Annotated in this window: 22 protein-coding genes and 1 pseudogene; 6 read left to right on the forward strand and 17 right to left on the reverse strand. The window is 67.0% G+C overall.

All coding sequences use genetic code 11. The features are described from left to right. Positions 1–9 precede the first annotated feature (9 nt). A complete protein-coding gene (locus tag CAL13_RS12935) occupies positions 10–759 on the forward strand; it encodes an enoyl-CoA hydratase-related protein (RefSeq protein WP_157664868.1) in 750 nt (249 codons plus the stop codon). 90 nt (positions 760–849) lie between these two features. On the opposite strand, the gene CAL13_RS12940 is transcribed toward CAL13_RS12935, so the two are convergent. From CAL13_RS12940 to mdtD, 9 genes and pseudogenes are all read right to left on the reverse strand, one after another. Then, complete coding sequence (locus tag CAL13_RS12940; protein ID WP_086072602.1) at positions 850–2082, reverse strand: cation:proton antiporter domain-containing protein; 1233 nt, start codon at positions 2080–2082, stop codon at positions 850–852. 183 nt (positions 2083–2265) lie between these two features. Next, positions 2266–3201: an LD-carboxypeptidase gene (locus tag CAL13_RS12945; RefSeq protein WP_086072603.1), complete on the reverse strand. Its 936-nt coding sequence runs from the start codon at positions 3199–3201 to the stop codon at positions 2266–2268. After that, positions 3198–3695, reverse strand: coding sequence for a tRNA adenosine(34) deaminase TadA (gene tadA / locus CAL13_RS12950; protein WP_086073639.1), 498 nt, complete (start codon positions 3693–3695; stop codon positions 3198–3200). Before tadA ends, CAL13_RS12945 begins: the two co-directional genes overlap by 4 nt. Before the next feature lie 31 nt (positions 3696–3726). Beyond that, on the reverse strand, positions 3727–4575 hold the full coding sequence (locus CAL13_RS12955; protein WP_086072604.1) for an HAD family hydrolase: 849 nt from the start codon (positions 4573–4575) through the stop codon (positions 3727–3729). 40 nt (positions 4576–4615) lie between these two features. Next, a complete protein-coding gene (locus CAL13_RS12960) occupies positions 4616–5860 on the reverse strand; it encodes an extracellular catalytic domain type 1 short-chain-length polyhydroxyalkanoate depolymerase (RefSeq protein WP_157664869.1) in 1245 nt (414 codons plus the stop codon). A gap of 177 nt (positions 5861–6037) precedes the next feature. Beyond that, positions 6038–6280: pseudogene (locus tag CAL13_RS12965) on the reverse strand (DeoR family transcriptional regulator); the annotation flags it as partial. A 330-nt stretch (positions 6281–6610) separates the two neighbouring features. Further along, positions 6611–7153, reverse strand: coding sequence for a hypothetical protein (locus CAL13_RS12970; protein ID WP_086072606.1), 543 nt, complete (start codon positions 7151–7153; stop codon positions 6611–6613). A 145-nt stretch (positions 7154–7298) separates the two neighbouring features. Then, a complete protein-coding gene (locus CAL13_RS12975) occupies positions 7299–8063 on the reverse strand; it encodes an SDR family NAD(P)-dependent oxidoreductase (RefSeq protein ID WP_086059447.1) in 765 nt (254 codons plus the stop codon). 92 nt (positions 8064–8155) lie between these two features. Beyond that, entirely contained in the window at positions 8156–9526 is a 1371-nt protein-coding gene (gene mdtD / locus CAL13_RS12980; protein ID WP_086072607.1) for a multidrug transporter subunit MdtD, read from the reverse strand. Between the two features lie 244 nt (positions 9527–9770). Between mdtD and CAL13_RS12985 the strand changes: the two genes are divergently transcribed. Then, on the forward strand, positions 9771–10877 hold the full coding sequence (locus tag CAL13_RS12985; RefSeq protein WP_086073640.1) for a hypothetical protein: 1107 nt from the start codon (positions 9771–9773) through the stop codon (positions 10875–10877). Here CAL13_RS12985 and CAL13_RS12990 read toward each other — a convergent pair. The 4 genes from CAL13_RS12990 to CAL13_RS13005 form a co-directional block, all read right to left on the reverse strand. Further along, positions 10855–12204 (reverse strand): lytic murein transglycosylase, encoded by a 1350-nt coding sequence (locus tag CAL13_RS12990; protein ID WP_086057767.1) that lies wholly within the window; start codon positions 12202–12204, stop codon positions 10855–10857. The genes CAL13_RS12985 and CAL13_RS12990 overlap by 23 nt on opposite strands. Before the next feature lie 52 nt (positions 12205–12256). Further along, positions 12257–12976 (reverse strand): GNAT family N-acetyltransferase, encoded by a 720-nt coding sequence (locus CAL13_RS12995; RefSeq protein WP_086072608.1) that lies wholly within the window; start codon positions 12974–12976, stop codon positions 12257–12259. A gap of 96 nt (positions 12977–13072) precedes the next feature. Continuing rightward, a complete protein-coding gene (locus CAL13_RS13000) occupies positions 13073–13879 on the reverse strand; it encodes a DUF72 domain-containing protein (RefSeq protein ID WP_086072609.1) in 807 nt (268 codons plus the stop codon). Between the two features lie 71 nt (positions 13880–13950). Beyond that, positions 13951–14244: a hypothetical protein gene (locus CAL13_RS13005; RefSeq protein ID WP_086057770.1), complete on the reverse strand. Its 294-nt coding sequence runs from the start codon at positions 14242–14244 to the stop codon at positions 13951–13953. A gap of 166 nt (positions 14245–14410) precedes the next feature. Here CAL13_RS13005 and CAL13_RS13010 point away from each other — a divergent pair, with 166 nt between their 5' ends. Beyond that, on the forward strand, positions 14411–14746 hold the full coding sequence (locus CAL13_RS13010) for a thioredoxin family protein (RefSeq protein WP_086072610.1): 336 nt from the start codon (positions 14411–14413) through the stop codon (positions 14744–14746). Positions 14747–14828: 82 nt separating this feature from the next. Here the strand turns inward: CAL13_RS13010 and CAL13_RS13015 are convergent, their stop codons facing one another. From CAL13_RS13015 to CAL13_RS21245, 3 genes are all read right to left on the reverse strand, one after another. Next, entirely contained in the window at positions 14829–15809 is a 981-nt protein-coding gene (locus tag CAL13_RS13015; protein ID WP_157664870.1) for a tripartite tricarboxylate transporter substrate binding protein, read from the reverse strand. A 66-nt stretch (positions 15810–15875) separates the two neighbouring features. Then, positions 15876–16838, reverse strand: coding sequence for an alpha/beta hydrolase (locus tag CAL13_RS13020; protein ID WP_086072612.1), 963 nt, complete (start codon positions 16836–16838; stop codon positions 15876–15878). Between the two features lie 111 nt (positions 16839–16949). Further along, positions 16950–17864 carry a LysR family transcriptional regulator gene (locus tag CAL13_RS21245; RefSeq protein ID WP_198297845.1) on the reverse strand — a complete coding sequence of 305 codons (915 nt, stop codon included), beginning with the start codon at positions 17862–17864 and terminating at the stop codon, positions 16950–16952. 100 nt (positions 17865–17964) lie between these two features. On the opposite strand from CAL13_RS21245, the gene CAL13_RS13035 reads away from it, so the two are divergent. From CAL13_RS13035 to CAL13_RS13045, 3 genes are all read left to right on the forward strand, one after another. Continuing rightward, positions 17965–19425, forward strand: a complete 1461-nt coding sequence (locus CAL13_RS13035) for an MFS transporter (protein ID WP_086057774.1) — start codon at positions 17965–17967, stop codon at positions 19423–19425. Positions 19426–19488: 63 nt separating this feature from the next. Further along, on the forward strand, positions 19489–19863 hold the full coding sequence (locus CAL13_RS13040; protein WP_086072613.1) for an I78 family peptidase inhibitor: 375 nt from the start codon (positions 19489–19491) through the stop codon (positions 19861–19863). Between the two features lie 105 nt (positions 19864–19968). Further along, positions 19969–20811, forward strand: coding sequence for an aldo/keto reductase (locus tag CAL13_RS13045; RefSeq protein WP_086072614.1), 843 nt, complete (start codon positions 19969–19971; stop codon positions 20809–20811). 99 nt (positions 20812–20910) lie between these two features. Here CAL13_RS13045 and yddG read toward each other — a convergent pair whose 3' ends face one another. Beyond that, complete coding sequence (yddG, locus tag CAL13_RS13050; RefSeq protein ID WP_086072615.1) at positions 20911–21810, reverse strand: aromatic amino acid exporter YddG; 900 nt, start codon at positions 21808–21810, stop codon at positions 20911–20913. Between the last annotated feature and the right edge of the window lie 4 nt (positions 21811–21814).

Genomic DNA, 21814 nt, shown 5'->3' on the forward strand with positions numbered 1-21814 from the left:
GGAACCATTATGTTTCAAACGCTGGAAGTCGAGTACAAGCCCCAGGCGGCGCAGGTCTGGCTTTCTCGTCCGGACATGCGCAATGCGGTCGACGCGCTGATGGCGGCAGAGCTGACGGAGACCTATCGCGCGCTCGCGGACGACAGCCAGGTGCGCGCGATCGTGCTGGCCGCGCGCGGGATCGCGTTCTGCGCCGGCGCCGACGAAAACTGGGCCGGGCGGGATGCCCGGCACGGCCTCGAGCCCGCGCAGGTGGACCGAGCCGCCTGCGGGGACATGCTTGAAGCCATCTTCCGCTGCCCCAAACCGACCATCGTCCGCCTGCACGGCGCCTGCATGGGACTGGGCATGGGGCTGGCCGCCGCCTGCGATATCGCCATCGCCTCCTCGCAAGCGACTTTCGCGCTGCCCGACACCCGGCTGGGGCAGGTACCGGAGATCATCGCACCCTATGTTTTGCGCGCCATGAACCCGCGCGACGCCAGCCGCTGGCTGCTGACCGGCGAAACCTTCAGCGCCGCGGAGGCGTGGCGGATGGGGTTCGTACACGGTCTTTCCGAACCCGAGTCACTGGATATGCGCATCGCGGCGCTGGTCGATACCTTCATGCTGACCGCGCCCGACGCGGTGGCGGCTACCAAGGTCCTCGTGCAGGCCTTGCCGGGCCGGTGCCCGCCCGCCAACGAAGCGCGCGGATTGCCCGATGCGGGGGAAAGCAACGCGCGCGGCATGCCGGGCGGCGCGGGCATTATCCACTAGCGCCTGCCCGGGCTCGCAGCTGCGGATGTCCGCGTGCGAAGGCGAGGCGCCCTCGCAGATCGACAGGCCGTGCCCGGCGCGCAGACCCGCTCAGACGCCGGGATCGGGAACCTCGGGACGCAGGTGCTCGCGCTCCCATCGGACCCGATAGCGGTCGAGCGCGTTGAACAGCAGCGGGTTGATCAGGATGCTAAGGATGGAGCCCGCCAGCAGCAGGTCCTGGCCTTGTTTCGGCAGGATCTCCTGGGCCACGGCCAGGCCGGCCAGGATGAATGAGAATTCACCGATCTGCGCCAGGCTCACGGAAATCGTGGCCGCGGTCAGCTTGGAGCGGCGAAAGGCACGCACGATCAGGTATGCGGCAATGGACTTGCCGATGACGATGATGAGAAAGGTCGCCAGCACGCCCCAGGGGTCGCGCACCAGCACCACCGGCTCGAACAGCATGCCGACGGAGACGAAAAACAGCACCGAAAACGCATCGCGCAGCGGTAGCGATTCATCGGCCGCGCGCTGGCTGAATTCCGATTCCGCCATCACCATGCCGGCGAAGAACGCGCCCAGCGCGAAGGACACATCGAACAGCGTCGTGGCGCCATAGGCGATCCCCAGCGCACAGGCGAGCACGCCGAGGCGGAAGAGTTCACGGTTGCCGGTGTAGACGACCCGTTCCAGCAGCCACGGGATCACCCGGCGGCCGATGACCAGCATGACCGCGACGAAGGCCGCCACCTTGATCGCCGTCAGGCCCAGGATGGGCCATATCGAGGCCCCTTCCCCGCCGGCCTGCCGGCCGCCCAGCACGCCCGACAGCGCGGGAATAAGCACCAGGGCCGCCACCATGGCAAGGTCTTCGACGATCAGCCAGCCCACGGCGATGCGGCCCTGGTCGCTTTCGACCAGGCCGCGTTCTTCCAACGCCTTGATCAGGACCACGGTGCTGGCCACCGAAAGCGCCAGGCCGAAAAGCAGCCCCGCGCCGGTGTTCCAACCCATCAGATGGGCCAGCCCCAGTCCCAGCAACGTCGCCACGGCAATCTGCACGATGGCGCCCGGCACGGCGATGTTCTTGACCGACAGAAGGTCCTTCAAGGAGAAATGCAGACCCACGCCGAACATCAGGAGGATCACGCCGAGTTCGGCCAGTTCGTTGGCCAGGTGGCTATCGGCGGTAAAGCCGGGGGTATGCGGTCCACATAAAATGCCCGCGCACAAGTATCCGATCAACGGCGGCAGTTTCAGGCGGACAGCGATGGCGGCCAGAATGAAGGCCAACACCAGCCCGCCCACGATCGTCGTAATGAGCGGCGTGGAATGAGGCATGCATACTCCGAGGGAAGAATGCCCCAGGCGGGGCATTCTGAATGAGAACTGAACGAGTCAGTCCCCCGAGAATATCACGGCTGAGCGGCGCAGCAGCCACAGTGCCGGTCGTCGATACCGCGCAGCCCTGATCGCGGCCGCCGGGATCCTCCCGGTGCTTCGGTTCCGGATCGACGCCCGGCATCAATGCCCGTGATCGCCGCCCTCGTCATGCGCGTCGCCGTGGTCGTGCTCATCCAAGACCAGGTGCACCATGCCGGGCTCCGTCGCCAGCCCGACCTTCTTGCCGACGGGTAGCGTCGCCTTCGAAACGATGTGGCCATAGGGAAGACCGGTGAGCACGGGCGTTTTCACGGTCTTGCGCAGCCACGCCACCACATCCGGCATGTCGAAGCCGTTGTCGTGCGGCGCCAGCCGGTAGTTGGTGAAATGGCCCAGCAGGATCGCCTTCTGCTTCTGCAGGATGCCGGCCTGCCACAGCTGGGTCAGCATGCGCTCCACGCGATACGGGTGCTCACCGACGTCCTCCAGGAACAGGATGCCGCCCTTGATGCGCGGCATGTACGGCGTACCGACGAGCGATGCCACCATCGCCAGCGTGCCGCCCCACAGGATGCCGCGGCAGTCCACCGGGTCCGCGTCGGCGGTTTCGAAGCTCAGAATTTCGAGTTCGCCGCGCATCAGTTCGCCGAACAGCGCGGTGGTGAGCTCGTCGGTCTTTTCGCCGCCGAAGTCGGCGACCGCGGTCGCGCCGGTATAGCTGACCGCCCCGGTCTGGGCCAGCAAGGCCAGATTGAAGGCCGTAAAGTCGCTATGCCCGACGAAGCGCTTGCCGCTGTCGGCGACCGCTTTCCAGTCGATCATGGGCAGCAGCCGGCCCAGGCCATACCCGCCTCGGGTCGCCATGACGATGGGCTGCTTCTGCTTCAAGGCGCGCGACAGGGCGGCCAGGCGCTGCGAATCCGTGCCGGCGAAGCGCTGATGCGTGGACAGCGCCGCGCGGTCGACCACGGTCTTGAAGCCTTCGGCCTGCAGGCGCTCGCGGGCCCGCGCCACCGATTCCGGATCCTTGACCGCCGACGACGGTGAAAACAGATAGATGCCTAGCTTGCTGCTCATAAAGGACTTTCCTTGGCGCGGCGAGCCCGGAAGAACTGCCGCAGGATATCCCCGCAGGGTTCGGCCAGGACGCCGCCATGAAACGAAGTATGGTGATTGAGACGGGCCACGGCCCCGATGTCCAGGACGCTGCCGCAGGCGCCGGTCTTCGGATCTGTCGCGCCATAGCAGACGCGGGCCAGCCGGGCATGCAGCATGGCCCCCATGCACATGACGCAGGGTTCCAGCGTCACGTAAAGGCTCAGCCCCGGCAGCCGGTAGTTCGACATCCGGCGCGCCGCCGCGCGCAAGGCGACGATCTCCGCGTGGGCGGTGGGATCGGCATCGACGATGGTGCGGTTGTAGCCTTCGCCCAGGACCTGGCCCTGCGAATCGACGACCACCGCGCCCACCGGCACCTCGCCCGCCTGCCGGGCGGCCTCGGCCTGCCGCAGGGCCAGCTGCATCATGGCTTCGTCGAATCTGGCCTGCTCGCCGGCCGTCATGGCCGCCATGGTCGCCGCTGCCGACATGTCCGTTCCGGCTTCACCCACGGTACACCCGCGACTTGAGCGCGATCCGATGCGCCAGGCTGGTCACGGCCTCTTCCAGCCATTGATAGAGTTCGGCGTCTTCGTCGTACCGCGCCTGGTTCAGATTGGACACGCGGCCTTCCTCGATGAAACCCCAGGCGCGGCTGCGCTTGTCGCGATGACGCGGATCCCATACCCCGAACGCAAAGCCGCCCGCGCGCCGGATCAGGGAAAAGCACGGAATGTCGGTATAGCCGTCGCCCACGAAAACCATTTGCTCGAAAGGCACGCGCAGACGATCCTCCGGCACTTTACGGTTGACCTCGAAGGGCTTGTTGCGGAAGTCCTTGCCGATGATGCCTTTCTGGATATGGAACAGGTATCGCGTCTTGTCGGTGAAGCTGACGATGCGGCGCGGGAAGGCGATGCCGCCATCTTCGCCATAGACGAATTCGGATGCCCAGATTTCGGTGAACACATCGGCGATCGGCGTGGCGCGCACCACATCCCCGATGCCGCTGGAGATCAGGTAGAACTCCAACGACACCTGCGGCTGGACTTCGCGCACGGCGTCGCGCAAGCGCTGGAACACGGTGGTCACGCCATCGTGCAAAGGCAGGCGCGCGCCCCATTCGCGCAGCCGCTCCCGTGTGATCAACCCGTGCGTACCGGCGCGGGACAGTTCGATCATCCGGTACAGATAGGCGGGCACGGGATCCCAATCCTGCTGAAACAAAAGCGGGTCTACCTGCTCTTTCCAGAAACTGGCGGTGTCCACGCCGATGCTCGCCAGAAAGCCGGAGGTGCTGTCGGGCGCGAGCGTATCGTCGAAATCGAATACCAGGGCGATGACGTCGGACATGGGAAAGCGCGGGCGGTGAACAGGCGCCATTTTGCCTGATTCAGGGCTCGAACGCGGGCGCGGGCAGGCGGCGGCGGTTCCGGAAAAACCGCCATAGCAGCTGGGAAGCGTCGGGCCCCTGGCGCGCGTGGAAACGCACCCGGCCGTCGCCGCCGCTCCAGGCGTGCCCCAGTCCGGGCACCAGGCACAGCGCAACCACCGCGTCCCGGCCCGCCAGCGCTTCGGTGCGGGTGTAGGCGCCTGGCGTGCCGGCGCCGTATTCACGCGGCGGCATGCGCTTTTCAAGGCCGATGCCGTTCGCCCAGGCCAGTTGCTCCAGCAACTGCCGTCCGCTGCGCGGATCCACCACGGCATCGCGGCCGCCCTGCACGATGATGGCCGGCATGCCGGGAAAGGCGCTGTCGGCCGCAAGCAGCGGCGGCATGGTTTGCTCTGGAGATCGCCGCGTGCCGTGCCGCATGACCCGCAGTCCCTCGGCTGCGCTGTGCGCAGCGCCGAGAACAGCCCCCGAATGCATGCCCAGGGCCGCGATCCAGCGCGGATGGCGCAATGCCACCAGGGCGGCCATGCTGGCGCCAGCGGACAGGCCGGCGATATAGATGCGGGACGTATCCACGCCGTACTCGGCCGCGACGCCGCGCAGAATTCCGGCAATGGCGTCGGCCTCCGCATAACCGTGAGCGGCGTCGGGCTGATACCAGTGCCAGCAGCGGTGTCGCTGCGCCTGCCGAGACTGCTGGGGATAAACCAGCAGCACGCCTTCCCGATCCGCCTCGCGGTGCATGCGCGTGCCCCACGCGAAGTCCAATGCGCTCTGCTCGCACCCATGCAGCATCACCAGCATGGGGCCGCCTTTTGCCAACCGCGGCGGCACGTAGACGAAGTAGGAAAGCCGTACGGGCCAGGCGCCGGGCACCGGTGGCGTGCGGTAGATATGCGCCCGCCAGGCCCCGGCGAAGGCCTGCGGGTCGGGCGTGAACGGCGCGTCCGCCGGATGGCGCGCCGCTGGCGCGGCCCGCTTTGCGGTGCGCGCAGGAGACGTCGCGCGCGGCTCGGCCTTCAACGCCGGCTTGGATGGAAAAGCCTTGGGCGTTGTCTTCGCCTTTGTCTTCGTCTTCGTCTTCAGTACGGGCTTCGGTACGGGCTTAGGTCTGGGCTTGGGCTTCGCTCGTTTGGGCGCGAGCGGATCCATCCACGGCGGCAATCCCGCACGCAACGCATTGCGTTGCAGTCGTGCCACCTTGCGCGCGGTCGAGAAAAACAGCCGGGTGAGCTTGCTTTGCATGGCGGCCTGCGGAGTCAAACCTCGATGGGGATTCCGGGGCGCAGCCAATGCCACGCCCACGTCCGTGCAAGACGACCGGACGAAACCCATTGTGCCGCCGATGGTGCATTGCAGCAACCGGGCTCACCAGGCTGAGCAGGAACACCGTTTGCGCCGCAGTGAGGTGTGGCGTACGAGTCAATCGGCCAGATCGTAACTGGTGCTGCGCCCGCCGGCTTGCGAACGACGCAATACGCCGAGCCGCACCAGTTCGTTGATGTCCCGCAACGCCGTATCCGGCGAGCATTTCGTCAGCGCCGCCCATTTGCCGCTCGTCAGCTTCCCCTGAAAACCACCGAGCAGGCGATTGAGCACCTTGACCTGCCGCTCGTTCAGTTTTCCGCCTGGCACACGCTGCCAGAAACCCGCCTTGCGAAGTACGCGCCAAAGGGATGCTGCTGGGCAGGCCGCAGACGGCAAATATTCACCGCGTTTTATGCGGGGAATAGGGCTTGATTCTCCGCAAAGGTACACAGAGTGCAGGGCCGCGTTGCGGCCACGCTGTCTCGCCGGGCCGTGCCCGCGGCGGCGGCGGTTGCGCGGACCGCTCGGCACCGTGCCACCGCATCGGACAGCCGCTACGCGGGACGAGAAAGATGCTCCTCGAATGGCGTACCGGTTCCGGCTGGTCCGGTGATCCCTTCGGTCCGGCGCCAGGCATGGCCCGGCGGCATTCCTGAGGATCACCGGATCGGCCGCCCGCCTATCCGGTCACTGGCGCGGCATCGTGCCGTACGGAGCGGGCGCCGTGGTGCCCGAGGGCGCGTAGCCGGCGGGCGGCACGGCGGGGGGCGGCGCGAGCGGCGCGGCCGGCTGGGTGTATCCGCCCGGGGCGGTGGTGTAGCCGGAAGCCGGCGTGCTGCCCGGCGTGCCGGCAGGCACCTGGATGACGGTTTCGCGCAGCACGCCGCCGCCCGTGACACTGCCGCGCACGGTGGTGTCGCCCTGCCCCGTCATCTGGATCATGCAGTCCTGGCGCTGCGCCGCGGGAAGCGCGTTGCAGCGCGCCGTGGCGTTGGTTTGCGGATCCGTCGGCGTGGTGAGGCCGTTGCGCCGGCGCTCCACCAGCGAGGCGCCCGCTTCGCGCATGCAGGCCTCGCGGTCCTGTCCGGTCGCGCCGCTCTTGCAGCGCGCCACGTCCTCGCGATATTGGGCATCCCCGCCCGACGCCGACCAGGCGGGCGCTGCGGTTCCCAGCATGCCGGCCGCGCAGACCGCAAACCCGATTGCCGACAGTTTCATTCGATGCGTCATGCTTGACCTCCAAAGTCCGTGGCCACCTCTTTGGTGGCGCGTTCATCAAAGCCAAGGATCAGCAAGCAACGTGCCCATCCATGGGAAGCCCGACGTGTGGACGGCAAGCACGCGGTGTGCCGCGCGACCGTAGCGGCGGCGTGCATTACCCTTGCGGGGGCTGTCCGTTCGATGCGGTCAGACCGCCGTCCACCGGCAGGTTCACTCCGGTCACGAAGCGGGCATCGTCGCTGGCAAGGAAGGCAATCACCGAGGCGATTTCTTCCGGCTCGGCGCCGCGCCCCATGGGGATGCGCTCCGCAAACTTCTCCATCAGCGCGCGATCCGAGAACATGTCCGCGGTCAGCTCGCTGCGCGTCAGGCTGGGGCAGACGGCGTTGATCCGTATGCCGTCGCGCGCGTAGTCCATGGCCAGGGCCCGCGTGAAGTTGGTGACCGCGCCCTTGGCGGCGTTATAGAAGCTCATCTTCCAATCGCCGCCCAGCCCGGATACCGAGGAAACGTTCACGATGGACCCGCCGGTCTTGATCAGCTCCGGAATGGCCGCCGCGCAGCCATTGAATACCCCGTCCACGTCCACCGACATGACGTTGCGCCAGTCCTGCGGCGAGGCTTCCGTGATGCGGCCGCCGGGCGCGATACCCGCATTGTTCACCATGACGTGCAATGCGCCGAAGCGTTCGACCGCCGTTTTCACCAGACGCTGAACCTGGTCCATCTGCGCGACGTCCGTCACGCAGACCAGGGCGCGATCCTGCGGCAGGGTGTCGGCGACCTTGCGCAACTTCTCTTCGGTGCGGCCGGCAAGAACCACGCTTGCCCCCTCTTGCGCGAAACGGCGCGCCGTGGCGGCGCCGATGCCGGAGCCAGCGCCGGTGACGATGACAACTTTGTTCGTGAAACGGGTCATGACGTCCTCCTGATGGAAGGCGACGCGCCGCAGAGGGCGCGCGTCGCGACGGGAGGAACTCGCAAGCGTCATACCGGCAGCGCCGGCACAGGTCAGGCGCTGCCGCGTGCGGGGCGCAACGCCAGTCGCCTGAAAATGAGCGTGGAAAGCAGCGTGATGCCACCCACGCACAGGAAAGTCAGGCGAAAGCCTGCGCCGTCCGCATGCGGGCCGTGCGAGAAGAGCCCGACCATGCCGCCGCCCAGGCTCACACCCAGGCTGAGCGCCAGCATCTGGACCATGGAGAACAGGCTGTTGCCGCTGCCGGCGTCCTCCACGCTCAGGCCCTTCAACGTGACGCTGTTCATGGCGGCGAACTGCATGGAGTTGGCGCCGCCGAACACGGACAGCTGAAGAATCTGTAGCGCCAGGGGCCATCCCGGCGCGATCAGGGCAAAGGACATGATCGACACGCCCACCACCACGGTATTCACCGACAGGAAGGCCTCATAGCCGAAGCGCCGCACCAAGGGCGTGACCCAGCGCTTGGTGATCAGGGCCGCCAGCGCGATGGGAAACATCATCATGCCGGCGTGAAGCGGCGTATAGCCCATCTGCAGCTGCAGCAGCAGCGGCACCAGAAAGGCCACGCCGCTGCTGCCGATGCGGGAAACCAGGTTGCCCAGCAGCCCGACGCTGAATGTGGTGTCCCGAAACAACGCCAGACGGAACAAGGGGCGCGGGCGATGCCGGGCGTGCGCCACATATGCCGCCACGGCAAGCGCGCTGAGCGCGATCAGCCCTGCGCCGTAGCCGGCGCGGTCAGGCCCGTCCGTGCCTTCCATCGCCAGCGAGAACGCCACCATACAGGTGGACAGCAACGCGAAGCCGACGAAGTCGAAGCCCGGCGCAGCGGCCAGGGACCCGCGCGCAATGTATCGCCGCACCGCCGCCAGTCCCAGGATGCCGATCGGCAGGTTGATCAGGAAAATCCAGTGCCAGCTCAGCGCTTGCACCAGCCATCCGCCGGTCATCGGCCCGATCATGGGGCCGACTTGCCCGGCCACGGAAATCAAGGCCAACGCGGCGATGTAATCGTCGCCGCGTATCGACCGCAATATGCTGAGCCGCCCGATCGGCAGCAGCATGGAGCCGCCCACGCCCTGCACCACGCGCGCCACGATCAATTGCGGCAAGGTGGACGACATGGCGCAGAACAGGGATCCGAGCACGAAGATCAGGATGGAAACGAAGTAGACGCGGCGGGTGCCGAACCGGTCCGCCAGCCAGCCCGAAGCCGGGGTCAGCATGGCCATGGCCAGCGAGTACGCCACGACGACGGGCCGCATCGCCAGGGGCGCCTCGTGCAGGCTGGCCGCCATGGCCGGCAAGGCCGTGTTGACGATGGTCGTATCCAGGGACTGCATGAAAAAACCCGCGGCCACTACCCACAACATGCCGCGCTGCGACGAACTTTCCTTCATTTCCCCTCTCTATGCGCCGCGGCTCCCGATGCGAAGAGCCGGCCGCGCGAATGCGGGCAATGATAGGCCGATCGCCTATGATCGCGAAATCCGGCATGGGATTGCGGCTGACGCCATTTTTTGCGGCCTCGCGTTCAGTTTTTCGTCAGCGCATTTCCCCATCCTTGTCGCCCGCATGGAGGGCTTATTCGTGAATCGCGCCACCCCGTTTTCCGCCCCATCCCGCACCGTCGGCGTGCATCTGATGTCCGGGCGCGCGCGCAGCGATGAGGCGGCCCGCATGGCGGATTACCTTGCCGGACTGGGCCTGCGGGAATGGACAGAGCATGTGCCTATCACGGACGACGGCGAGGCCGCGATGGCGTTCCGGTTGACAGGCGATGCGGCCGCGCACTGGACGCCGGCGTTCGATACGACGGGGCTTGCTGCGGCGCTGGACGATCGCTTTCCGGACCGGGAGCGCAACCGCGAGCGCGAGATCGTGCTCGCCATGCTGGCGTCGCCCGTTCCTTTCCGCTACCCCAGCCACGACGAATTCGTGTCCGCCGTGCGCATCAAGCTGAACATCGTGCATGCCGCAAGCCGTACCGAACTGGCTTTCGATACGGAGCATGCCGAGCGTCCCGAAGACTACTGGACCTACGATGAGGCGCGCGGCTTTACCATCCTGCCCGGCAAGTCGCTGATCGAAGGACTGATCAAGGCGACCCAGCCGGAAGCCTCGGGCAAGCTCTACGCCTTTTCCTGCTACCGGGCGACGGAGTACGTGACGCTGCTGGGTATCGCCCAGGAGCTTGCCATCTGCAACCCGCCACTGCTGGCGCAGCTGCAGCGTCAGTGGGAGACCCGGGCCATTATGTCGGGCCTGTTCCATGATGTATTCCTGCGCGAGTACGGGTCCATGGACGATCCCTTGCCGCCCAAATTCTACGTGCCGGGCGACCGCCTGTGGTTTCGCAATCCCGACGAACATTCGTCGAACGTGGAAGGCTTCGAGGGATCGTGGGTGTTCTACCTTGGCGGCGGCCTGTTCAACAACTTCTGGCAGCACCAGCGCCCTTTCAGCCTGACGGCGAAATGCGTCGAAATCTACCACTGGCGGCACGGGGTCTATACCGACGACAAAGGCGTTCTGCGGCTGGATGAATCGCGCGTGGAGGCACGCGTGCGCGCGACCATGGAAGACCCGGACGAGGTCGCGCGCATCCTGCGCCAAATGGTGCGTTTGCGCGAACCGCGCGGGGTCTATGTGGACGGAGGCTGCATCGACACCACGCGCGAATGCGTGCGCTGGGTAAGGCCCGGAACGGCGGACCTGGCGCTGCCGCCTATTGACGCTGCAGGGCGCTGAAAATCCGGTACCCGACGCGGCCGTCCTGCGGCAGCCCGAGCCGCTGCTGCTCCGCCGCCACGGCCTGCCGGGTCTTGCTGCCCGGAATCCCGTCCGGCACGCCAATGTCGTAGCCCCGTTCGGCGAGCATGGTTTGCAAGGCCTTTATCTGGGCGCGCGACAAGCCCGGGTCGTCGGTGGGCCACGCTGCCACCAGGCCCTGGTCGCCCTTCAGGCGGTTGGTCAGCAGGCTTACCGCCAGCGCGTACTTGTGCGATTGGTTGTAATGCAGGATCGCGTCGAAATTGCGCGTAGCAAGGAAAGCGGGCCCCTGCGATCCCGTGGGCGCGAACAGATAGGCCTGCACGCCGTCCCAGGGTTGCGATAGCGACAGCGTACGCAGCGGCGATCCGTCCGCGCGGGTCACGCCGGCCTCGGCCCATTGCGCCAGCGAGCGGCGATCGTCGCGGTTCATGATCTCCGCATCCGGCGCGGCCGGCAGCGTTGCCGCGATGGCGGGCGGCAGGCGCACTTCGATCACCGCCGGCATGCCGCGCGACCACGTTGCGCGGCGCTTGAGCAGGTGATTGGCCGTGGACGCCAGCGCGTCGGGCAAGGAGTTGTAAAGATCGATACGGCCATCGCCGTCGCCGTCCGCCGCCAGCTCGTAGAAGGACGTCGGGATGAACTGCGTCATGCCGAAGGCGCCGCTCCAGGAACCGATGAAGCGATCGCGATCCACCGTGCCGTCGCGCAACAGCCGGACCGAAGCATATACGTTCTTCACCCAGAGCGGCTTCTGCTCCGTGCACGCACGCGTCAGCCAGGCGTTGAGCACGTCCACCTTGCCGAGCTGCGTCCCGTAATTGGTTTCGATACCGAAAATGGCGACCAGGGGTTCGCTGTCGATCTGGTATTTGTCATCGATGGCGCCCAGGGCGGCGCGCGACTTGTCCAGCACGGCCATGCCTTCCTGGACGCGCTGGTCGTCCACCGTCTTGGCGATGTAATCCCACCAGGTTTCCTTGCCTTCCGGCTGCGCCTTTGCCGCGGCCACGGTCACGGCCAGCAGTTTGCTGCCCTGGGTATAGCGGTCGAAATCCGCCACGCTGATGCCGTTGGCCGGCGCGGTGGCCCGCAAAGAGGCCAGGCACTGGGCGGGATCGCGGTCCTGGTCCTGCGGGATCGATGCGACCGGACCGGCGCTCGCGTTGGCTGCCTGTTCCGGCGCGCCGGTGGCCGGCGCCGCGCATCCGGCGATGCCGGTCGCGGCGAGCGCCAGGACGGGCGCCCAGCGGCGCAAGGAAGGAGTCAAGCCATGCAAACGGGTAAATCGCGAAAAGGCCATGTATCTCGATTCGGTGGAAACGGGAAAGACGGCCTATGGTAACCCGTGCCCTTCATTCGCCCTGGCCCCGCCCCATGCATTGCGCCAGCGTGCGGCGCTGCCGGCCTTGCGCATCGAAATTGCCGGGCGCGAGCCAGGCCTCGTAACCGGGACGCAGGGCCGGCCATTCGCGATCGAGCATGGAGAACCACGCGGTATCCCGCGTGCGTCCCTTGTACACGATGGCCTGCCTGAAGATCCCTTCGAAAGTGAAGCCGTAGCGCAGGGCCGCCTTGCGCGATGGCTCGTTCAGGCTGTCGCACTTCCATTCGAAGCGGCGGTAACCCAGTTCGTCGAATACGCGCTTCATGAACAGGTATTGCGTCTCGGTGGCGTGCGGCGTGCGCTGCAAGCGCGGCGAATAACAGACGTGCCCCACTTCGATGACGCCGTTGGCGCAATCGATGCGCATCAAGGCCGCCGTCCCGATGGCCCTGCCCGAATCCAGATCGACGATGGCATGGTGCATGGGATCGGCGCTGGCGGCGGCCTTTTCGATGAAGGCGTCGAACGCGGCGGCATCGTGGAACGGGCCGGTGGAAAGATAGGTCCAGAGCCGGTCGTCCGGCGCCTGCCGGTATGCGTCGAACAGATCGGCCGCATGGCGAGCCGGATCGAGCGGTTCGATCCGGCAGTAGCGCCCCTGCATGGGCGTGGCCGGCGGCCTGGCGCGTGGCGTCCAGTCAGGCAGGGCATCGCCGATGGCTTGCCCGTATTCGTTCAGGCGGGTCATGATGAAGCGAAGGGATCGAGGGATTGAAGGGCTGGCGCCCGCTTGGGCGGCACGCCAGCATACCGGCAATCCGGCCGCCGCGCAGCCCTGCCAGCGTCACTGCGCCAGCCGGCTCAACAAGGCCTGCGCCGCGGCGGGCGCCTTTTCCTTGTCGCCATCGATGAAGTAGATGAACACGTCCCGCGCTTTCGCGGCGCGCCGCGCGCCAACCGGCTCGACCCGCGGCAGGTCGTCCGGCTCGCCGCCGCCCGCCCAGACCCGGGCGCGCTCGCTCCAGGCCTGCAAGCCTTTGGGCGGATAGCCCGCGCGATTGCCGGCGCTGGAACGCATCAGCCGGGCATAGACGAAATCGCCCGTCAGATCGGCGAAGGACGGGAACTTGTCGGAATCGGTGAAAACCGTCGCCACCTTGTATTTGCGCGCCAGCTTCAGGTATCGCCCGTCCATGAAGCTCTCGTGGCGAACGTCCATGACGTGGCGCAGCCTGCGGCCATCCGCCTCCCCGGGCAGCAACGCCAGAAAGGCCTCGAAATCCTCGGGGTCGAAGGCCTTGGTCGGCGCGAATTGCCACACGATGGGCCCCAGCTTGTCGCGCAGTTCCGCCACGCCGCTGCCGATGAAGCGCTGCACGGATTCGCCCGCTTCGGCCAATACGCGCCGGTTGGTCGCATAGCGCGACGCCTTGAGCGAGAAAACGAAGTCGTCCGGCGTTTCGTCGCGCCAGCGGGCGAACGATGCCGGCTTCTGGGTGCTGTAGTACGTGCCGTTGATTTCGATCGCCGTCACTTGCCGGCTGGCGTATTCCAGTTCGCGGCTGTGCGGCAGATCCTCGGGATAAAACGTCTTGCGCCAGGGTTCGTAGGTCCAGCCCCCGATCCCGACGCGTATGCGCCCTTCCGCCATATCCGTCCTCCCAGAGTTCGCAAAGCCGGCGGATCGCCCCGCCGGCCACCATGGCCGGGTTCGGATCGCGCCTAACCGATCAGCGCGCCCAGCACCAGCACGGCAAGTATTGCCCAGAACAGGAATCCCACAATCGAACGCCGCAGCAAGGCGCGCACCGCCGCGATCAGCAGCAGCACGCCCAGCAAAAGCACGGCGAAGTTGAAAAGATTGGGGCTCATGCCCATGGCATGCGCCAGGCCGGCGGAGAAGTCGCCGATCGCGCGGCCGATGCCGCCCAGGAGATAACGCAGCGCGCTGACGATGGTCCGTATGACTTCGCCCAGGACATTGCCCAGGGATTCGAAAAAACCGTTCGATTGCATGGAGCCTCGACGAGATGCCTATGGGATGCGGCCGCCCGGACGCGGGGACCGGGCGCCGGCCTATATTACCCGCGGCTGATGACCTCGCGCCGCGCCTTTGAACACCCGAAGGCGCTGGCGCGGCATGGCGCTAATATGAGGCGTGTCCGGAAACGATATCGCTTGGATGGAACAGATCGATTTGAACGACGGCACGGCGGACCGCTTCCTGCTGGATGCGCCCGGCCTGTCGCTGGTGGTATTTCACAGCCGCACCTGCCCCAATTGCCGCCTGGCGCGGGAACGCCTGCCGGACATGGCGCTGTCCGTGCACCGGCTTTGCTGGGTGGATGCGGGCGACAATGGCGGCCTGGTGCAACGCTATGAGGTGTTTCACCTGCCGGCCATGTTCCTCGTTCGCGACGGGGCCTTCTACGGTCCCGTCCAGGCATCCCTGCAGGAATGGGATATCCGCCAGCAGATCCGCCTGGCGCTCGATAGCTATCCCGCCGCTCTGCCCTGACGCCGGACGCCGGCAATCCCGGGGGCCGGCTCGCACAGCGGGCCCGTGCCGCCGCGGGCGCGGCGACGGAACTCCCACACCGTCAATTCACCGTGGCGCCAGTCTGTTGAACGACTTTGCCCCACTTCGCGGATTCGGATTTGAGCAGCTCCGCAAATTCGTTTTCACTGCTCAGGCTCAACGTCAGGCCGGCGGCTGCCAGGGCCTTGCGCGCCTCCGGGTCCTGCATGACCGCGGCGGTCGCATCGTGCAGCGTGTCGATCACCGGCTTGGGCGTGCCCGCCGGCGCCAGCAAGCCGAGCCAGATGGTGGCTTCGTAGCCCTGCACGCCCGCCTCGTCCAGGGTCGGGACGCCGGGCAGATCCGGCGAACGCTGCCGCGTGGTCACGCCCAGCGGGCGCAGCCGGCCCGCGGCGATCTGCGGCAGCGCCGCCGTCACGCCCAGAAACCCCATCGACACCTGGCCGCCGATGATGTCGTTCAGCGCCTGGCCGCTGCCGCGATACGGGACGTGGTTGATTTTGATGCCGGCCATCGTCGCGAAAAGCGCGGCGGCCAGATGCTGGCTGCTGCCGTTGCCCGACGAGGCATAGTCCAAACGGCCGGGCCTGGCCTTGGCCAGGGCAATGAGTTCGCCGACGGTTTTGGCTGGCAAGGACGGATTCACGACCAGCACATAAGGGCTGTCCACCAGCTTGATGATCGGCGTGAAGCTGCCGATGGCGTCGTACGGCAGCTTCTTGTACAGCCAGGGACCGATCACATGCGTGGTGGACACCAGCGCCAGGGTGTAGCCATCGGGCGCCGACTTGGCTACGTAGTCCGCGCCGATCGTCGACCCCGCCCCAACGCGGTTTTCCACGACCACCGGCTGGCCCAGGCGTGCGCCGAGTTTCTCCGCCAGCAGACGCGCGACGACGTCTGTGAAGCCGCCGGGGGCGAATGGCACGATAAGCCGCACAGGCGCATTGGGATAGCGCTCCGGCGTTGCGGTTTGCGCCTGGGCGGCCAGGCACGCGCAAAGCGCGAACAGCGACAGCACACCTGCAAAACGGTATCGCATGGTTGTCCTCCTGTTCGGATATCGCGGCCCGGTGGTCCGGGCTCGTTCGCCGGGGCCGGGCTTCATTCAGCGATAGACCGGCTCCGGCTGCGTGAAGAAGGCATGCAGGATGTGGTAGACCATCTTGTAGTTTTTCTGCTGGAAACTGGCGTGCGAGATGCCTTGCATAACGGTGAACTGCTTGAAGCTGTTGGGCAACCGCCGGAAAAATGCCAGTAGATCGTCCAGCGACGCGATCCCGTCGTATTCGCCGCGCATGACCAGGGCCGGCACGGTCAGTCTGTCCGGGTCGATCAAGGGCAGCTTGCTGCACATGTCGACATACGTGCCGGTCGGCATGGAGCTGTCCAGGGAAAGAATGGCATCGGCGAAAGCCGCGACGGTGGCTTCATCGGCGCAGCCCGGGTGGTCGCGCGAGAAGATGCTTTCGACGAAGGCCCGGTCGATCGGGCGGCGATTCCTGGCCAGGAATTCCGGCAGCCTTTGCTTGCGCTGAGCCAGCGTGGGGCTGCCTTCGCCGGTCCAAACGAAGGCATCCAGCGCGACGCGGGCCACCCGTTCCGGATGCCGTTGCGCGAACAGCGCGGCCTTCAGTGCTCCCGAGGAAATCCCGTAGATCATCAGCCGGTCATCACTGGCGCGTTCAAGGATGTAAGCGCTGCCGGCTGCCAGATCCTGCGCGCCGTTGTCGATATCGGAATTGATGGGCCGATGCTTGCTGGAACGGCCGTAGCCCTCGTTATCCATGCACCAGGTATCGAACCCGCGCGCGGCGAACCAGTCCATGACCGAAGAGTCCGGCCGCCCCGGCACGTGCAGGTCGAAGGTGGGCTGGGACGCCATGGACGAGCCATGCACGAAGAGCACCGTACCCGCATGCGGCACGCCGGGCGCCGCCGGCTTGTGCCAAAGGAACAGCGTGACGCCGGGATCGCGCCGGACCCAGTGTTCCTGGCCTCCCTGCCACGTTACGGCGCCCGTGCCGGATAAGGCGCTGTCCTGCTGCAACGGCTGTTCTGCCTGCGTCATGCGGTCTTCCTGTCGGTAGAGGCGGAGCAGGCATGGTGGACGGGCGGCAGCGGCGATTCAATAGGAACCGGTGAACAGACTGTTCACGGGCCGGCCTTCGTTTGCGCCTCTTCAGGGCAGATCGCGATCCCAATACGGCGTTTCGCCGAAGCATTCGCTGAGGAAACCCACGAAAAGCCGGGTGCTGTGCGCCATCGTGGGGTTGGGCAGGTAGGCGGCGTACAGCCCGCGTTCGGGCAGCCGGTATCCCGCCAGTACCTGGACCAGCGCGCCGCTGCGCAGCGCGTCGCCCGCGGCAAAGGTCGGCACCACGCCGATACCCAGGTCGCCCAGGGCTGCATGCAGCACGGCGTCGGCGCTGTTGGCCTTGAAGTTGCCGCGCGGCCGCACCGTATGGACGCGGCAGGCGGCATCGGTGAAGGTCCACTCCCCCCTGCTGTTGACGTAATACACCAGGCAATTGTGCCCGGCCAGTTCGGCCGGCGTGCTGGGCGCCGCATGGCGCGCCAGGTACCCGGGACTGGCGCACGCCACCCAGCGCACCGGCGCCAGGCGCCGGGCCACCAGGGCCACCAGCAGCGGCTCGTCGGCCTGGCGGATGACCACATCCGCCCCCGCGGTCACCAGGTCGGGAAAGGACTGGGTCAGGTCAAGGTCGATCGAGACATCCGGATAGCGGGCCAGGAACCGGGATATTGCCGGCACCAGGTGGCGGCGGCCGAACGCCATGGCGGAACTGACCCGGATCAGGCCGCCCGGCGCGCTGCGGAACTGTTCGATTTCGTGACGGGCTTCCTCCGCGTGGGCGATGAGTTGCCGGCAGCGCTCATGGAACAGCGCCCCGGCGGTGGTCAGCCCGATCTTGCGCGTGGTGCGATGCAACAAACGGACACCCAGCGCGTGCTCCAAGTCGGCAACGTGCTTGCTCGCCAACGCTTTGGATATGCCCAGCTTTTCGGCGGCGCGGGAAAAGCTTTTTTCCTCCGCCACCGCCGAGAAGGTCAGAAACTCGTTCAGGTCGAGCATGGTGCGGCTGGCGCCTCCCGAGCGGCGTGTCTTTATTGGTATCCGTCGCAAGGATTTTGACACGCCGCGCCCGCGTCCGGCCTGGGCACACTGACGCATCATGAGCGCCGTGCAAAGCGACATCCCAGCCCGTCTCGACCGCTTGCCGTGGTCGTCATGGCACACCCGTGTGGTGACTGCCCTCGGCGTGGCGTGGGTGCTGGACGGCCTGGAGGTAACCCTGGTCGGGTCGCTGGGCAGCGTGCTGGAACGGCCCGATACGCTGGGGCTGGATGCCGCGCAAGTGGGCTGGTCGGGTTCCCTTTATATCGCGGGCGCCGTGGCGGGCGCGCTGATATTCGGGCGCTTGGCCGACCGGCTCGGACGCAAGCGCCTGTTTCTGATGACGCTGGCGATCTACATGGCCGCGACGCTGGTGACGGCCCTATCGACGGATTTCATCTTCTTCGCCGTCTGCCGCTTTGCCACAGGACTGGGCATTGGCGGCGAGTATGCCGCGATCAATTCCGCCATAGACGAACTGGTGCCGGCGCGGGTGCGCGGCCGGGTCAGCCTGGCCATCAACGGCAGTTTCTGGGTGGGCGCCGCCCTGGGCGCCGCGCTCTCCCTGGTTCTGCTGGATGCGCGCGTGCTGGGCCCGGAAAACGGCTGGCGCGCCGGCTTCGCGTTGGGCGCCGTGCTGGCCCTGGCCATACTGCTCGTGCGGCGCCATGTCCCGGAGAGCCCCCGCTGGCTGCTTTCGCACGGACGCGCCGACGAGGCCGACCGCATTATCGAAGCGATCGAAACAGAGGTGGCCGCCCGCCACGGTCGGCTGGCGCCGGTGTCGGATTTCGTCACCTTCGGCCGGCGCGCGGCGCCCACGCTGCGGGAAGTGGCCGACGTGCTCACGCGCCGGTACCGCCGGCGCAGCGTCGTCGCGCTGGCGATGATGATTTCGCAGGCGTTCTTCTACAACGCCATCTTCTTCACCTACTCGCTGGTGCTGACCCGCTTCATGGGCGTGTCGGAAAGCGGCGTCGCCTTGTACATCTTCCCGTTCGCGCTGGGCAATGTGCTCGGTCCGCTCATATTGGGACCGCTGTTCGATCGCGTGGGCCGGCGCCGCATGATTGCCGCGACCTATGTGTCGGCCGGCGCGACGCTGGCGCTGACCGGCTGGGCATTCATGGCGGGCCTGCTGGACGCCCGCAGTCAGGCCCTATGCTGGTCGGCGGTGTTTTTCCTTGCGTCGGCGGCGGCCAGTTCGGCGTACCTGACCGTGAGCGAGGTCTTTCCCCTGGAAACCCGCGCTCTGGCGATTTCGGCCTTCTATGCGGTGGGCACCGGCGCCGGCGGATTCGCCGGCCCGGCGCTGTTCGGCCTGCTCATCGAAAGCGGCAGCCGGCAAGCCGTGGCCGCGGGCTACGCGCTCGCGGCGGCGCTGGTCATCGTCGCCGGACTGCTGGCCTTGCGCTACGGGGTCGACGCGGAACGCAAGTCGCTGGAAGCCATCGCCGCGCCACTGGGCGGCGAAGCGCCGCCTTCAAGCGGGACGCAAGGCGCACGGGCTGAACTATGATGTAAGAGCCCTGTCGCCGGGGCACTTCGGTACGAAACATTCAACGAAGCAATAGGGGTTCGCATGATCCGTAAGCTCATCCCTGTCATCCTCCTTGCCGGTCTGGCCGCTTGCACGACCACCGGCCGACAGGCCGCCAATTCGCCCGACGCCGAAAGCCCGACCGCGGGCACGACGCCCGACTCGGGTTCTTATGGCGGCTCCGCCTACAACACGCCTTTTGCCGGCGGCAGACAGATGTGCGATGCGCAGCCCGTCCAGAACCTGATCGGCACGCGGCTGACCGGCTCGGTCGAAAACGAGATCAAGCAGAAATCGTCGTCCCGGAAAACCCGGATCCTGAAGCCGGGCGAGGTCATGACGATGGAGTACGACCCCGAACGCATCAACCTGATCCTGGACCAGCAAGGCGCGCTGACCGCGCTGCGTTGCGGCTGAGGGAACCGGGGACGCGGGCCGCCACGGCGGACCGCCAGTCCCGCACGCAAGCCGGTTCCTGCCGTCCGCACTTCATGCCGGGCGGGACCGGTGCAGGAGGCAGCCATGAGCACACGCCGCACCGTCGCGTTTCCCGATGGATCCACGGTGCCCGCCCTTGGACAGGGCACCTGGTTCATGGGTGAATCGGCGCACCGCGCCGCCGCGGAAATCCGCGCCCTGCAGGCCGGCATCGACGCCGGGCTGACGCTGATCGATACGGCCGAGATGTACGCCAACGGCGGGGCCGAAGAAATCGTCGGCCGCGCCATCCAGGGCCGGCGCGATGCGGTCTTTCTGGTGAGCAAGGTACTGCCGGGCAATGCGTCCCGGCGCGGGGTGCCGCGCGCCTGCGAAGCCAGCCTGCGGCGGCTTGGCGTGGACCGCATCGACTTATACCTGTTGCACTGGCGCGGCCCGCATCCGCTGGCGGAAACCGTCGAAGCCATGGAGCGGCTCGTCCAGGAAGGCAAGATCGCCCGCTGGGGCGTCAGCAATCTGGACACGGACGATATGGAGGAACTGACCGCCGTGCCGCAGGGGCAGCGCTGCCAGACCGACCAGGTGCTGTACAACCTTGGCCGCCGCGGCATCGAGCACGATCTTCTGCCCTGGTGCCGCGCCCGCAACATCCCCGTCATGGCCTATTCGCCGATCGAGCAGGGACGTCTGCTGCTCGATCCGGCCTTGCGGCGTATCGGCGGACGGCATGGGGTGACGGCGGCCGCCATCGCGCTGGCGTGGGTGCTGCGCGAACCCAACGTCATCGCGATCCCTAAGACGGGATCCCTGGAACACCTGAAACAGAACCAGGCGTCCCTGGAGGTCAGGCTGACGGAGCAGGACATCGCCGAACTGGACGACGCCTTTCCACCCCCGCGCCGCAAGCGGCCGCTGGAAATGCTTTGAAGCGGCGCAAAGCCGGTTGCGGGCACGCTTCCGTCTCTGCGGAGCGCTGAGCTGGTGCCGGATCTGCGCCGGTGCCAGCGACGCACTTGGCATCCTGTATCAGCGCCGGCGTCCGGCGAACGTCGCGACGGCCGAGCCCGCGATGATCAAAAGCGCCGCCAATAGCAGCGTGAGCCGGGCCGGCGTGGCGCCGGTGACCACCAGCAGAACGGTGGACAGCAAGGGCGCCAGGTACGACAAGGGGCCGAGCAAAGCCAGATGCCCGTGCTTGGTCGCGTAATCCCACGCCAGGAACGCCAGCCCCGTGGGGCCAAGCCCGAGCAGTACGATCGCGGCCCATTGGCCCCCGCTGACGGGCGCCGTCGTTTCCAGCAATCCATGGCACACGGCACCCGCCACCGCCACCAGGCCGCACACGCCGACCATCATGCTGCTCGGGGCGCTGGCGTAGCGGCGGTTCAGGACCGAATACCCCGACCAGATCAGAGCGCACCCGAACGCCGCGGCGATACCGGCCAGAGGCCATGCCGAGCCGGCGCCGCCGTCTCGCTCCAGCGCGATGAGCGCGGTCCCGGCCAGACCCAGCACCGCGCCCGCAAGATGGCGGGCCTGCAGGCGTTCGCCGGGCGCGAGCGCCGAGAATAGGACGATGAACAGCGGCCAGAGGTAGGCGATCAGGCTCGCCTGCGCGGCGGGGGCGTGCGACAACGCGAAAAAGTACAGCGCGTGGTAGCTGAAAATGCCGCCGAAACTCAGCAGCCAGGCACCGGCCGGCTGGCGCATCTCCGCCAGCGCGGCCCGGCCGCGCGGCAGCAGCACGCACACTCCGCCTATGAAGGCCACGCCGAAACTCAGGGCCAGGAGTTGAAACGGCGGCACGCCGCCGGCCCGCACGGTCAGCAGCGCCAGCGCCGCCCACAAAAGAATGGCGACCACGCCTATCCCAGTAGCTCGCCCCGCACCGGCGTTATCGACGCCCGTCCCGGTCATCGCCCGCATTGTC

Origin of the sequence: Bordetella genomosp. 9, assembly GCF_002119725.1 — a bacterium.
Taxonomy (GTDB): Bacteria; Pseudomonadota; Gammaproteobacteria; order Burkholderiales; family Burkholderiaceae_B; genus Bordetella_C.

Excerpts from the sequence above, each read along its gene's own strand:
- tadA (WP_086073639.1), bottom strand. The coding sequence starts at position 3,695 with ATGGCGGCCATGACGGCCGGCGAGCAGGCCAGATTCGACGAAGCCATG.
- CAL13_RS12990 (WP_086057767.1), bottom strand. The coding sequence starts at position 12,204 with ATGGCCTTTTCGCGATTTACCCGTTTGCATGGCTTGACTCCTTCCTTG.
- yddG (WP_086072615.1), bottom strand. The coding sequence starts at position 21,810 with ATGCGGGCGATGACCGGGACGGGCGTCGATAACGCCGGTGCGGGGCGA.
- CAL13_RS13005 (WP_086057770.1), bottom strand. The coding sequence starts at position 14,244 with ATGCAATCGAACGGTTTTTTCGAATCCCTGGGCAATGTCCTGGGCGAA.
- CAL13_RS13000 (WP_086072609.1), bottom strand. The coding sequence starts at position 13,879 with ATGGCGGAAGGGCGCATACGCGTCGGGATCGGGGGCTGGACCTACGAA.
- CAL13_RS12940 (WP_086072602.1), bottom strand. The coding sequence starts at position 2,082 with ATGCCTCATTCCACGCCGCTCATTACGACGATCGTGGGCGGGCTGGTG.
- mdtD (WP_086072607.1), bottom strand. The coding sequence starts at position 9,526 with ATGAAGGAAAGTTCGTCGCAGCGCGGCATGTTGTGGGTAGTGGCCGCG.
- CAL13_RS12935 (WP_157664868.1), top strand. The coding sequence starts at position 10 with ATGTTTCAAACGCTGGAAGTCGAGTACAAGCCCCAGGCGGCGCAGGTC.
- CAL13_RS13035 (WP_086057774.1), top strand. The coding sequence starts at position 17,965 with ATGAGCGCCGTGCAAAGCGACATCCCAGCCCGTCTCGACCGCTTGCCG.
- CAL13_RS21245 (WP_198297845.1), bottom strand. The coding sequence starts at position 17,864 with ATGCTCGACCTGAACGAGTTTCTGACCTTCTCGGCGGTGGCGGAGGAA.
- CAL13_RS12955 (WP_086072604.1), bottom strand. The coding sequence starts at position 4,575 with ATGTCCGACGTCATCGCCCTGGTATTCGATTTCGACGATACGCTCGCG.
- CAL13_RS13010 (WP_086072610.1), top strand. The coding sequence starts at position 14,411 with ATGGAACAGATCGATTTGAACGACGGCACGGCGGACCGCTTCCTGCTG.
- CAL13_RS12995 (WP_086072608.1), bottom strand. The coding sequence starts at position 12,976 with ATGACCCGCCTGAACGAATACGGGCAAGCCATCGGCGATGCCCTGCCT.
- CAL13_RS12945 (WP_086072603.1), bottom strand. The coding sequence starts at position 3,201 with ATGAGCAGCAAGCTAGGCATCTATCTGTTTTCACCGTCGTCGGCGGTC.
- CAL13_RS13040 (WP_086072613.1), top strand. The coding sequence starts at position 19,489 with ATGATCCGTAAGCTCATCCCTGTCATCCTCCTTGCCGGTCTGGCCGCT.
- CAL13_RS13045 (WP_086072614.1), top strand. The coding sequence starts at position 19,969 with ATGAGCACACGCCGCACCGTCGCGTTTCCCGATGGATCCACGGTGCCC.
- CAL13_RS12960 (WP_157664869.1), bottom strand. The coding sequence starts at position 5,860 with ATGCAAAGCAAGCTCACCCGGCTGTTTTTCTCGACCGCGCGCAAGGTG.
- CAL13_RS12985 (WP_086073640.1), top strand. The coding sequence starts at position 9,771 with ATGTCCGGGCGCGCGCGCAGCGATGAGGCGGCCCGCATGGCGGATTAC.
- CAL13_RS13020 (WP_086072612.1), bottom strand. The coding sequence starts at position 16,838 with ATGACGCAGGCAGAACAGCCGTTGCAGCAGGACAGCGCCTTATCCGGC.
- CAL13_RS13015 (WP_157664870.1), bottom strand. The coding sequence starts at position 15,809 with ATGCGATACCGTTTTGCAGGTGTGCTGTCGCTGTTCGCGCTTTGCGCG.
- CAL13_RS12970 (WP_086072606.1), bottom strand. The coding sequence starts at position 7,153 with ATGACGCATCGAATGAAACTGTCGGCAATCGGGTTTGCGGTCTGCGCG.
- CAL13_RS12975 (WP_086059447.1), bottom strand. The coding sequence starts at position 8,063 with ATGACCCGTTTCACGAACAAAGTTGTCATCGTCACCGGCGCTGGCTCC.